The 11,945-nt window shown below is 72.7% G+C and carries 11 protein-coding genes; 3 read left to right on the top strand and 8 right to left on the bottom strand.

What is annotated here, in order from left to right; genetic code table 11:
- Positions 1–9: 9 nt before the first annotated feature.
- Positions 10–1,392: a protoporphyrinogen oxidase gene (gene hemG, locus MUB56_RS09575; protein ID WP_244931670.1), complete on the bottom strand. Its 1,383-nt coding sequence runs from the start codon at positions 1,390–1,392 to the stop codon at positions 10–12.
- Positions 1,393–1,626: 234 nt separating this feature from the next.
- Between hemG and MUB56_RS09570 the strand changes: the two genes are divergently transcribed.
- Entirely contained in the window at positions 1,627–2,946 is a 1,320-nt protein-coding gene (locus MUB56_RS09570) for an HNH endonuclease signature motif containing protein (protein WP_244931669.1), read from the top strand.
- 297 nt (positions 2,947–3,243) lie between these two features.
- On the opposite strand, the gene MUB56_RS09565 is transcribed toward MUB56_RS09570, so the two are convergent.
- From MUB56_RS09565 to MUB56_RS09540, 6 genes are all read right to left on the bottom strand, one after another.
- Positions 3,244–3,777 (bottom strand): flavin reductase family protein, encoded by a 534-nt coding sequence (locus MUB56_RS09565; protein ID WP_244931668.1) that lies wholly within the window; start codon positions 3,775–3,777, stop codon positions 3,244–3,246.
- Entirely contained in the window at positions 3,774–4,280 is a 507-nt protein-coding gene (locus MUB56_RS09560) for an NAD(P)H-dependent oxidoreductase (protein ID WP_244931667.1), read from the bottom strand. Before MUB56_RS09560 ends, MUB56_RS09565 begins: the two co-directional genes overlap by 4 nt.
- Entirely contained in the window at positions 4,277–5,434 is a 1,158-nt protein-coding gene (locus tag MUB56_RS09555) for an LLM class flavin-dependent oxidoreductase (RefSeq protein WP_244931666.1), read from the bottom strand. The genes MUB56_RS09560 and MUB56_RS09555 overlap by 4 nt, the downstream gene beginning before the upstream one ends.
- 58 nt (positions 5,435–5,492) lie before the next feature.
- On the bottom strand, positions 5,493–6,695 hold the full coding sequence (locus MUB56_RS09550; RefSeq protein ID WP_244931665.1) for an SfnB family sulfur acquisition oxidoreductase: 1,203 nt from the start codon (positions 6,693–6,695) through the stop codon (positions 5,493–5,495).
- The gene (gene sfnG, locus MUB56_RS09545; protein ID WP_244931664.1) at positions 6,692–7,807 is read right to left on the bottom strand and encodes a dimethylsulfone monooxygenase SfnG; all 1,116 of its coding nucleotides are present in this window, start codon (positions 7,805–7,807) and stop codon (positions 6,692–6,694) included. Before sfnG ends, MUB56_RS09550 begins: the two co-directional genes overlap by 4 nt.
- A gap of 121 nt (positions 7,808–7,928) precedes the next feature.
- A complete protein-coding gene (locus MUB56_RS09540) occupies positions 7,929–8,894 on the bottom strand; it encodes a hypothetical protein (protein WP_244931663.1) in 966 nt (321 codons plus the stop codon).
- 87 nt (positions 8,895–8,981) lie between these two features.
- Here MUB56_RS09540 and MUB56_RS09535 point away from each other — a divergent pair, with 87 nt between their 5' ends.
- On the top strand, positions 8,982–9,917 hold the full coding sequence (locus MUB56_RS09535; protein ID WP_244931662.1) for a LysR family transcriptional regulator: 936 nt from the start codon (positions 8,982–8,984) through the stop codon (positions 9,915–9,917).
- Positions 9,914–10,855, top strand: coding sequence for a DUF4349 domain-containing protein (locus MUB56_RS09530; protein ID WP_244931661.1), 942 nt, complete (start codon positions 9,914–9,916; stop codon positions 10,853–10,855). Before MUB56_RS09535 ends, MUB56_RS09530 begins: the two co-directional genes overlap by 4 nt.
- On the opposite strand, the gene hemE is transcribed toward MUB56_RS09530, so the two are convergent.
- Positions 10,843–11,898, bottom strand: coding sequence for a uroporphyrinogen decarboxylase (gene hemE / locus MUB56_RS09525; protein ID WP_244931660.1), 1,056 nt, complete (start codon positions 11,896–11,898; stop codon positions 10,843–10,845). The genes MUB56_RS09530 and hemE overlap by 13 nt on opposite strands.
- Positions 11,899–11,945 lie beyond the last annotated feature (47 nt).

Here is an 11,945-nt window from a genome sequence, read left to right as displayed (position 1 = left end):
ATTCCTCGATCAGCCGGTGACCTGGGCCACCGCCAGCCGCGCGGAGCCGATCACGGCCGGGATCCCGACGCCGTCGTACGACGCGCCGCAGACGGCGAGTCCGGGCACCTCCGCGACCGCGGCCCGGACGCGGGCGACCCGGTCGAGGTGGCCGAGGGCGTACTGCGGCAGCCCGCCGCCCCAGCGCTGCACGTGCACGTCGACCGGGATCGCCGTCAGACCGGTGGCGTCGGCGAGGTCGGCCAGCGACCAGGCGACCAGCTCCTCGTCGGTGGCCTGCAGCGCCACCTCCTCGCCGTGCCGGCCGAGCGAGGTACGACAGAACAGCAGGTCGTCACCGTCGAGCGCGCCCCGTCCGGCGGCCCGGACCCAGCCCCACTTCGCGAACGAGAAGGTCGAGGCCTTGATCCGCCTCCCCTCGACCGGCGGGACCAGGAAGCCGGACGAGCCGAGTCCGTCGACGGCCGACGCGTCGGCCGCGCGGAACGCGATGGTGACCACCGCCATCGACGCCGACTCGACGCCCGCGAGCTCGGCCGCCGCGACCGAGGCGACCCCGGCCAGGAGCCGGGCGCTCGGTGCTGCGGGGGTCGCGAGCAGCACCGTCTCCGCCTCGACGACCTCGGGCGCGGTGGTCGGCCCGGTGACGAGCCGGAAGCCCGTCGCGGTCCGCTCCAGCGCGCGCACGGTGACCCCGGTCCGGACGTCCAGCCCGGCCGCCAGCGCCTCCGGCAGCCGGCCCATCCCCCCGGGCAGGCCCGCGAAGACCGGCCCGTCGTACGACGGAGGCAGGGCCGCGGCCCGCTCCAGCAGCGACCCGCGGCGGGCCAGGGCGAGCAGCTGCGGGACGGCCGCGCGGGCGGAGATGCGCCGGGCCTGGCCGGCGTACACCCCGCCGAGCAGCGGCTCCACCAGGCGGTCGGTGACCTCGGGGCCGAACCGGCGGTCGACCAGGTCGCCGACCGACATGTCCTCGTCGAAGGCCTCCGGCGGCTCGGGCGGCAACGAGGGCTCCTCGCGCACCCGGGCCAGGCCCTCCGGGCTGAGCACCTCCGAGGCGGCGAGCTGGTCGAGGTCGAGCGGCACGCCCATCAGCGAGCGCGGCAGCGGCCGGAGCACACCCCGCGACCAGATCCGCGAGGACACGACCGCCGGGTGCTCGACCTCCAGACCCAGGGCGCGGGCCAGGTCGACGCCCTCGGCGCGCCGGTTCAGCATCGCCTCGGCGCCGACGTCGACGGCGACCCCGGCGACCGACTCGCGGCGCAGCTTGCCGCCGACCCGGTCGGTCGCCTCCAGCACGGTCACGTCGTGGCCGGCGGCGACCAGGTCTCGGGCGGCGGTCAGGCCGGCGACACCGGCCCCCACGACGACGGCTCGGCGAGGCTGCACCCTGTCAGGCTAGTGGTCGTCGCTGTCGATTTCCGTATGGCGGTGGGTTGGGGTCTCCTCCTGGCACCAGGCTGGTTCGAAGACTCTCAATGAAATAAGGGGCTCGTTGTCCGCAGCACTCGTCGTACCTGGTCGCGGTTGCTGGTCGGCTCACGGTCGCTTCGGGTCGACCGTCGCGGTCACCGCTGTGGAAGAACAACCCGGACTGTCGGTGGCCTCGAATACATTACTGGTATGGCCAACGGTGAGCTCCACGACTGCGACGACGCATCCGCGTTGCTCGCGTTCGTGCGCGCTGAGCGGCAGGCCGAGGCCCGGGCCGCTGCGAATCTGCTGGCCTCGGCGGTTGCCTGGGCGGCGATGCACTCCACCGAAGCCCTGCACGAGGCCGCGGCGAACTGGATGCCCGGGCACGACGAGGAGATGGCCATCGCCGGTCCCGGTGCGCCGTTGGTCTCGGAGTTCAGTGTTCTGGAGTTCGCTGCCGCGCTCGGTCTGTCCACCGATGCTGGGCGGATCTACCTGGGCGATGCGGTCGAGCTCGCGCACCGGCTCCCGAAGCTCTACGGCCGGGTCCAGGCCCTGGACCTGCCGGCGTGGAAGGCCCGCCGGATCGCCAAAGCCACCAGCGACCTCCCCATTGAGGGTGCGGCCTACGTGGACGCGCACCTGCACACGGTGGCCCACAAGGTCTCGATCGCCCAGCTCGACCGCACCGTCGAGGAAGCCCGGGTGACGTACGACCCCGCCGAAGCTCGGGCCCGGCGGGAGGCGTCGTTCGAGAAGCGACACTTCGACATCGAGTCCCAGCAGGTCTCCTTCGACGGCACCGTCGACGTCCACGGCACCCTCGACCTGGCCGACGCCCTCGACCTCGAGGACGCCGTCGCGCGGCGCGCCCGCGAGCTCGGCCAGCTCGGCCTCGACGTGCCGGTCGACATCCGCCGCTCGATCGCCGTCGGTGACCTCGCCCGCCGGCAACTGTCGCTGGAGCTGAACAACGGTGAGCCCGCCGCGGACGACCCGCGGCGGAAGCGGCCCCGGCAGGTGGTGCTGCACGTGCACGTCTCCGAAGCCGCCCTCGGCACCACTGGCGGTGACGATCTGCACCTGGCCCGGATCGAGGAGACCCGCTCGTTCGTGACGGCCGAGCAGGTGAAGACCTGGTGCGCCAACGGCGACACGCAGGTGGTCGTGAAGCCGGTCATCGACCTCGACGGGCACGTCCACGTCGATGCCTACGAGACCCCGGACCGGCTCCGCGAACGCCAGGTCCTGCTCCAACACGCGTGCGTGTTCCCGTGGTGCCGCAAGCCGGCCCGTCGTTGCGACTGCGACCACATCGACCCCGCCGCCCTCGGCGGACCGACCTGCGACTGCAACATCGGGCCGCTCTGCCGGCGGCACCACCGGGCGAAGACCCACACGCGATGGCGTTACGACAAGCTCGACGACACCACCTTCGTGTGGCAAACCCCGAACGGTCTGCTGTTCAAGCGCGACCACACCGGCACCACCGAGCTCACCCGACCGACCCCACAGCCTCAGCCCTGACGAGCGCCGTCCAGTCAGGGCTACCGGCACGCCCCGACCTACCGCCGCACGTCGGCCACGGGGGTTCGAGGATCGCTCGCACCTATCCAGCGTCACGCGTCGGCCTCGTCGCGGCGGTGACCACGACGGTCGACCCGAGGCGACCGTGAGCCGAGAAGCAGCCGCGACCAGGTGCGACGAGTGCCGCCGACGGTGACCTCCCTGCCTCAATGGATCTTTGAGCCAGCCTGGTGTCGACAGGAGAACGCCGCCAACCGCGCGCTCGGCGCCGCCCACCCGGCATGTGAGGCCGGCTATCTAGGCGGTCTCGGAGAGCCGTCCGAACGCGCTGCGGTGGAAGACCAGCGGCAGCGAGGTGTCGGCGTGCTCGACGGCGTGCAGCTGGAGCAGCACGATCGTGTGGTCGCCGGCCTCGACCTCGCGGTAGATCGTGCAGTCGAAGCGGGCCAGCCCCTCGTCGAGCGTCACGGCACCGTCCTCGCTGACGCTCACCGGCACCCCGTCGAAGCGGTGCGCGACCGGCCCGGCCAGCTGGCGGCAGATCGGCCCGTGGTGGTCGGCCAGGATCGTCACGCCCAGGTGGCCCGCGCGGCGCAGGTCGGGCCAGGTCTTGGAGCTGTTGGCGATCGAGAAGGACACCAGCGGCGGCTCCAGGCTGACCGAGCTGAAGGAGCTGGCGGCGAGCCCGGTCAGGCTCCCGTCGACCTCGGCGGCCACCGCCACGACGCCGCTCGGGAAGATCCCGAATGCCTCCCGCAGCCGGGTGGGGTCGAGGTCCTGGTTGGTGGTGAGGCGGGTGGTGAGGCCGTCTGCCAGGGAAGGGGCGGTCATCGGAGAGCTCCTGTCGAGAGGTACGGCGCGAGTCGGGCGCGCGCCTCGGCGAGCCAGTCGGCGTACGCCGCCGGGTCGTCGTGCTGGGCGTCGAGGACGTAGAGCCCCCGGACCGGGATCGTCGCCCCGATCTCGCTGAGCACCGGGCGCAGCGTCAGCTCGGGCGCCAGGGCGTGGGCGGGCCCGCCCCCGAGCATCAGGGGGACGGCGACGCCGCTGATCCCGGTGGTGGAGAACCGGTCGAGGAACAGCTTCAGCAGTCCGGTGTACGTCGCCTTGTACGTCGGGCTCGCGACCACGACCAGGTCGGCCTGCCCCACCTCCGCGACCAGCCGGCCCACCTCGGGGTCGGCCCAGTCCAGCAGCGCCGGCCCGACGGTGCCGAGGTCGACCACCAGGTCCGGCTCGGTGCCGGTGAGCTCGCGGGCGAGGTACGACGCGGCGCTCAGCGTGCGGCTGGCCGGCTTGGGGTTGCCGACGACGACGGCGACGCGGGCGCTCACGACGCGGCCACCTTCGCGGGCGCGCCGAACGGGACGGAGGCGCGACCGACAACCGGTGCGGGGTGCTCCCACAGCCCGCGGCGGGTCAGCTCGGGCAGCACGCCCTCGCCGAACCAGTACGACTCCTCCAGGTGCGGGTAGCCGGAGAGCACGAACTCCTCGATCCCGACGGCGGCGTACTGCTCGATGAGGTCGGCGATCTCGCTGTGGCTGCCGACCATGGCGGTGCCGGCCCCGCCGCGGACCAGGCCGACGCCGGCCCAGAGGTTGGGGTGGATCTCGAGGCCGTCCTTGCTGCCCTGGTTGAGCTCGAGCATCCGGCGCTGGCCCTCGGACTCCGAGCGCTTCAAGCCCTCCTGCACGCGGGCGATGTCGTCGGCGGAGATGTTCTCGAGCAGCCGGTCGGCCTCGGCCCAGGCTGCCGCGGAGGTGTCGCGGGCGATGGTGTGCAGGCGGATGCCGTACTTCAGCTCGCGGCCCTCCGCGGCCGCGCGCTCGCGGACCCGGGCGATCTTCTCCTCGACGGCGGCCGGCGGCTCGCCCCAGGTGAGGTAGACGTCGGCGTGCCGGGCGGCGACGTCGAGGGCGGCCGGCGAGGAGCCGCCGAAGTAGATCAGCGGCTGCGGGCTCGGGATCTGGGTCAGCACGGCGTCCTCGACCCGGTAGTGCTCTCCCTCGAAGTCCACGGTCTCCCCCGCCCACAGCCGGCGGACGATCTCGAGGAACTCGTCGGCGCGGGCGTAGCGGCCGTCCTTGTCGAGGAAGTCACCGAACATCCGCTGCTCGTGGCCCTCGCCGCCGGTGACGACGTTGAGCAGCAGCCGGCCGCCGGAGAGGTTCTGGAAGGTGCCGGCCATCTGGGCGGCCAGGAAGGGTGCGGTCAGCCCGGGCCGGAAGGCGACGAGGAACTTCAGCCGCTCCGAGAGGCTGCTGAGCATCGCGGTCGAGATCCAGGCGTCCTCGCACCAGGCCCCGGTCGGCGTCAGCGCCGCCTCGAAGCCGAGCTGCTCGGCGCTGCGGGCGATCTGGCCCAGGTACGGCACCGAGGCCGGTCGGCCCGAGGCGCCGGCCTCGACGCCGTGACCGCCGCCGACGACGTTGCGGCCGTCGCCGCCGTTGGTCGGCAGGAACCAGTGGAACTTCAGGGTGCTCATCGCGATGCCTTTCGGGGAATTCGGTGGTTGAGGTGCGAGCGAAGCGAGCCTCGAAACCTCAGATCTGGCCGTGGTTGGGCGGGAGCGTCCCGTCCACGGCGTACCGGCCGAGGTGCTGGACCTTCCAGGCGACCGGGTCGTGCAGGGTGTGGGTGCGGGCGTTGCGCCAGTGCCGGTCGAGGTTGAGCGAGGCGAGCGCGGAGCGGGTGCCGGCGACCTCGAAGAGCCGGCTGCTCACCTCGACCGCGGCGCGGGCCGTCGACGCGCGGGCCGCGGCGACGGCCAGGCTGGCCGCGCCCACGCTCTCGGCCGACAGGTGCCGGTCGGCGTGCTCCACGGCACGCCCGGCCTCGGCGAGCAGCGCCTCGGCCGCCCGGACCGCCAGCTCCAGCTCACCGAAGGCCTGGACGACCAGCGGGTCCTCGGCGGCGCGCTCGACCCCGGCGTCGGGGTACGGGCGGCTCCTGGTGGTCACGAACCGCGCCGCCTCGTCGAGCGCCGCCCGGGCGATGCCGGCGTCGATGGCGGCGTGCAGCAGCTGGGCGAACGCGCCGTACGTCTGGGGGCCCTCGAACGTCAGATGGAACGGCGTGATCCGGGATCCGGGCACGCTCGCGCCCGCCAGCCGCACCGTGCCGCTGGCCGTGGTGCGCTGGCCCATGCCGTCCCAGTCATCGACGACGGTGACGCCGTCGGCTCCTCGCTCGACCCACGCGACGTGCATCGGACCGTCCTCCCCGAGGTGCGCGAGCACCGGGATCCAGTCCGCGAAGAGCGCGCCGGTGCTGTAGCCCTTCTCACCGTCCAGCAGCCAGTGGTCCGCCCCCGCCGGCCGCAGCGTGGTGCGGAAGTCGCGGATGTGCTTGGTGCCGACCTCGGACTGGGCGTTGCCGAACCGCTTCCCGGCCAGCACCTCGGCGAAGAAGAACTGCTGCTGCTCGGGGGTGCCCTGCTCGCGCAGCGCGTTGACGTAGACGAAGTGGCTGTGCGGGATCTGCGCGACGCTGGGGTCGCCCGCGGCCAGCAGCCGGAACACCTCCGCGACGGTGGCTGCGCCGAGGCCGGGGCCGTCGTACGCCGTCGGGACGGTGATGCCGAGCAGGCCCGAGCGGGACAGGGTGTCGAGCTCGCGCGCCGGCAGGATGCGCTGCGCGTCGCGGTCGGCGGCGCCGTCCGCGAGCTCCTCGGCGACCCGGGCGGCCGTGGCGACGGCGGTCTCGGCGTCGAGGACCGGCCCCCGCTCGGTGGTGAGGGTCGTCATCCCACCCGCTCCAGCTCGGCGGCCTCGAGCTCGCGCACGATCGGGAGCACGTGCCGGCCGAAGTACTCGACGTCCTCCAGGTAGTGCAGGAAGCCGCAGAGGATCAGGTGCACGCCGCGCTTCTTGTACTCCAGCATCCGCTCGGCGATCTGCTCGGGCGTGCCGACCAGTCCGGTGCGGAAGCCGTCGTTGTACTGGACCAGGTCGGAGAACTCCGAGTCCTGCCACATGCCCTTCTTGTCACCCGTCGCCTGGCCGGCCTGCTTGACCGCGGAGCCGAAGCCCTCGACGGCCTCCCGGTCGGCCTTGTCGATGATCTCGCGCAGCACGTCGCGGGCCTCGGCCTCGGTGTCGCGGGCCACGACGAAGCCGTTGACGCCGAAGTTGACCGAGCGGCCGTGCACCCGGGCGATCTCGCTGACGTCGCGCACCTGATCGGCGATCCCGTCGGGGGTGTTGCCGTTCATGAAGTACCAGTCCGCGACCCGGCCACCCATGCCGCGGGCGTCGGTGGAGTTGCCGCCCATAAAGATCTCGGGGTGCGGGCGGGTCGGGGTCGCGACCGGCTTCGGCCTCAGGTCGAAGTCGTGGAGGCGGTAGAAGTCGCCGGAGTACTCGGCGTGCTCGGAGGTCCAGATCTCGCGGAGGTAGCGGATGAACTCCTCGGAGCGGCGGTAGCGCTCGCCGTGCTCGAGCCAGGGCTCGCCGAGCTTGGTGAACTCGTCCTTGAACCAGCCGCTCACGACGTTGACGGCCAGCCGGCCACCGGTCATCACGTCGGCGCTCGCCACCAGCTTGGCGAGCACGCCCGGCTGCCACAGCCCGGGGTGGACCGCGGCGATGACCTTCAGCCGCTCGGTGGCCAGCGCGAGCGCGAGGCTGATGCTGGTGGACTCGTGCTGGTACGCCGCGCCGTACGACGCGATGTAGCGCACCTGGGAGAGGGCGTACTCGAAGCCGTTGTTCTCGGCGAGCACGGCCAGCTGCTTGTTGTAGTCGTAGCTCCAGTCGGTGCGCTGCTCGATCTTGCTGACGACCAGACCACCGCTGACGTTGGGGACCCAGTAGGCGAATCTCAGCGGCTCGTGGACGGGGGCGATCGGTGCGTTCATCGGGTGGCGCTCCTCTGCTTGACGCTTATGTTTATTAGATTGCTGGACTATTGGCGCAGATGCAAGGCGAGACGTGCCAGCAGGCGGCAGATGACCACGACCGGGTGATCGGCATTCCCGATCACCCGACCCGATCACCCGGGTCGTGCTGGCGGCGGACCTGGAGGGTGCGCCAGTGGACGCCGATCCCGCCGACCGACTCGGTGGCCGCCGAGCAGGCCTCCAGGCCGAGGTCGAGGGCGACGTGTCGAGCCGTCGTCGCGGCCACCTCGAGCTCGACTCCCCCGTCACCTCGCCCCACGAGCGTCGCCGCCCGGTCGGCGACCGCCTCGGCCACCCGCAGTCGGGCGCGCAGCTCGACGGCGTGCGGTGCGGCCGCCGCGAGCGCAGCGGCGGCGATGCCGAGGTAGAGGTTGGCGAAGACCAGGCGGACGACCGGGAACAGGCGGTCGCCGGGCTCGACGTCGCCGACGACAACCGGCGACACCCGGACGCCGTTCACCACCGCATCACCGGCGCCGGCGAGCCCCCACCGGGGAGCGTCCGGATCGCCCAGGAACCGGATCGCCGGATGACCGGTCGGCGCCACCGTGGCGACCTGCCGGTCGGAGCCGTCGACCGCGCCGACCAGGACCACGACGTCCGAGGCGCAGCCGCCGGCCGGGAGCGAGGTGGCTCCCAGGAAGACCAGCTCGCCTCCGTCCTCCCGGACGCGCAGGTCGCCCTCGCGCGGATCGCGGGCCCCGCTGACCAGCCAGGACTCCTCCGTCACGCGGGGCTCGACCAGCGCGTCGCCGGCCCAGCCCCACAGGTAGTGGTAGCCCAGCAGCTGGGCCACCGAGTCGTCCGCCTCCGCGACCGCGCGCACCACCCGCAGTGCCGTCACCCAGTCCTGACCGGCACCGCCGTGCGCGACCGGCCCGAGCAGCGTCACCAGCCCGGAGTCCTTCAGCAGCCGCACCTGAGCGTGCGGCGGCCGCGCCGACTCGCCACAGCCGATCGCCCCGACGGCGAGCTGGGCGGCGATGTCGTACGCGCGCGCGACCCAGCCCTCGGCGGGTGCGCGCTGGAGTGACCGGACGGTCATGTGGACCTCCTGGAACGGTAGAATCCGGGCTTAATTAATCTTTCTCGACCAATTTACTCGACTTATGTCGGAGAGCAAGAGGCACCCGTGCGCATCGAGCAGCTCGAGTACATCGCCGCCGTGACCCAGCACGGCTCACTGCGCAAGGCCAGCGAGCACCTCCACGTCTCGCAGCCGGCGCTCAGCGAGGCGGTCTCCAAGCTGGAGCGCGAGCTCGGGGTCACCCTCCTGGACCGGCGCCGATCCGGGGCGCGGATCAGCCGGCGCGGCCGGGAGCTGCTGCAGAACATGGTCGAGGTGCTCGAGGCCGTCGACCGGCTCCGAACCGCCGCGGGCGACCAGGCGGCGGGCCACCACGTGGTGCGGGTCGGCACCGTCAGCGCAGCGACCTCGACGGTGCTGGTCCCCGCGGTGCGCGACTTCCGCGCCGCCCACCCGGGCGGCACGGTCGAGGTGCTCAACATCCAGCAGGGCGAGATCGACCAGGGCCTCCAGGAGGGCGCCCTCGACCTCGGGCTGGTCAACGTGCTGGCCGGCGACGACACACCCCCCGACCTGATCGACCGCGGCCTGGTCCACGGGCGGCCGGTGGCGGTGCTGCCCACGGGTCACCCGCTCACGTCGTACGACGAGGTCACGACCGAGCAGCTGCGCGCCGAGCCGTTCGTGGCCATGCGTGCGGGCTACCTCATGCACCGCTTCGCGCACCGGCTGTTCGGCGCCGACATGCCCGAGGTGTCGTACACCACCGACGGTGCCGAGCTCGGGAAGATCATGGTGGCCGAGGGACTCGGCCTCACCGTGCTCCCCCACTACAGCGTCGTCGGCGATCCGCTCGAGCGGGCGGGCCTGATCACCCACCGGCCGCTGCAGCACGACGCGACGGCCGTCACGCTGGTGCTCAGGCAGCGCCGCCAGCAGCACGTCCCGTTGACGGTGCGCGACCTGAGCGCCGCCCTCGTCAGCCACGCGCGCGCCCACGGCGGAACCGTCCCCACCCGGGCGGCGTCCCAGAGCACATGAGACGCACCCTCGCCGCCGTCGCCGCCGCCTCCCTGCTCGCCCTCAGCGCGTGCTCGTCCGCCGGTGACGGCGAGAGCGACGCCGGCGGTGACGCCGGAGGGACCGCCGAGATCCAGGCCCCCGCCGGGGCGGCTGCTCCGTCGGAGGCGGAGGGTGGGCGCGCGGACCTGGCCAGGGACAGCCTGTACGACGCCGACCTGGCGTCGTCGGGCGACCAACCCGATCAACCCGCCGCCGACGAGCGCGCGATCATCTCGACCGGCAACGTCGCGCTGCGCAGCCCGGACGCGGCACAGGCGCTCTTCGACGTCGAGAAGGTCGTGGACCGCTTCCAGGGCGAGGTCGAGCAGAAGAACACCGAGACCGACAAGAGCGGCGAGGTGGTCCGTTCCCGGCTGGTGCTCCGGATCCCGAGCGACCGGTTCGCCGAGGCCATGACGGCGCTCGAGGGCACGGCCGACCTGATCTCCTCGGGCTCGGACAGCAAGGACGTCACGACCCAGGTCCTCGACGTCGACATCCGGGTGCGGGTCCAGCGCCGCAGCATCGAGCGGATCGCCCTGCTGCTCGACCGCGCGGAGAGCATCCGCGACATCGTCTCCATCGAGGCCCAGCTCTCGCAACGCCAGGCCGATCTCGCCTCGCTCGAGAAGCAGCAGGAGGTGCTGGCCGACCAGACCTCGATGTCGACCATCTCGGTCTCCGTCGAGCGCACGTCGAAGGAGCAGGCGGCGACCGAGGAGAAGGACGAGGCCGGCTTCCTCGGCGGCCTGGACGCCGGCTGGGACGCGCTCAAGACGTTCGGGGTCGGGCTCGCCACGTTCCTCGGCGCGGTGCTGCCGTGGACCGTCGTACTGCTCGTCCTCGCGATCCCCGGCTGGCCGCTCGTGCGCCGGCTGCGGCGCCGCCCGACCGCGGCCCCGGCTCAGAGCTCGTAGGACTGCACGAACTCCGTCAGCCGCGCCAGCTGGTCGGGGTCGGTCGACGGGATCACGCCGTGACCGAGGTTGAAGATGTGGCCCTTCGCGGCGCGCCCGGCCTCGATGACCTGCGCGGCGCGAGCGGTCATCACGTCGGTGGGCGCGAAGACCAGGGTGGGGTCGAGGTTGCCCTGGACGCCGCGGTCGCCGACCAGCGGGATCGCGGAGGCCAGCGGGGTGCGCCAGTCGACGCCGACGATGTCGGCCCCGGCCTCGCCCATCAGCCCGAGCAGGTTGGACGTGCCGACCCCGAAGTGGATGCGCGGCACGCCCAGCGCGCCGGCGCGCTCGAGTACCCGCGCGGAGTGCGGCATCACGTGCTCGCGGTAGTCGTCCGGGGTGAGCGCACCCGCCCACGAGTCGAAGAGCTGGACGGCGGAGGCACCGGCGGCGACCTGGACCTCGAGGTACGCCGCCGCCATGTCGGCGATCTTGCGCATCAGGGCGTCCCAGACGTCGGGTGCGCCGAACATCATCGCCTTGGTCTTCGCGTGCTCCTTCGACGGCCCGCCCTCGACGAGGTACGACGCCACCGTGAATGGAGCACCCGCGAAGCCGATCAGCGGCGTGCTGCCGAGCTGGCCGACCAGTCCGCGGACCGCCTCGGTGATGAAGGGGACGTGCTCGGGGGTGAGGTCGGGGATCGCCTCGACGTCGGCGAGGGTGCGCACCGGCTCGGCGACGACGGGGCCGATCCCGGGCTTGATGTCGAGGTCGACGCCGACCGCCTTCAGCGGCAGCACGATGTCGGAGAAGAAGATCGCGGCGTCCACGCCGTACCGGCGGACCGGCTGCATGGTGATCTCGGCGACCAGCTCGGGGTTCATGCAGGACTCCAGCATGCCGACGCCCTCGCGGAGCTTGAGGTACTCGGGCAGCGAGCGGCCCGCCTGGCGCATGAACCAGACCGGCGTGTGCGGCACCGGCTCGCCCCGCGCCGCCTTCAGGAAGGCCCCGTCCTGGGGGCCGGAAGGGTCAGGGCGGCTGTTCTCGGTGCTCACGTCGGCAAGGGTGACACCTGCCCCGGCGTGTTCGCACATCGGTTCGA

The sequence above is a fragment of the Nocardioides sp. W7 genome (assembly GCF_022919075.1).
In the GTDB taxonomy this organism is placed as follows: Bacteria; Actinomycetota; Actinomycetes; order Propionibacteriales; family Nocardioidaceae; genus Nocardioides.
Note: the sequence above shows the minus strand (reverse complement) of the source record. Positions and strands in the feature narration are given on the sequence as shown.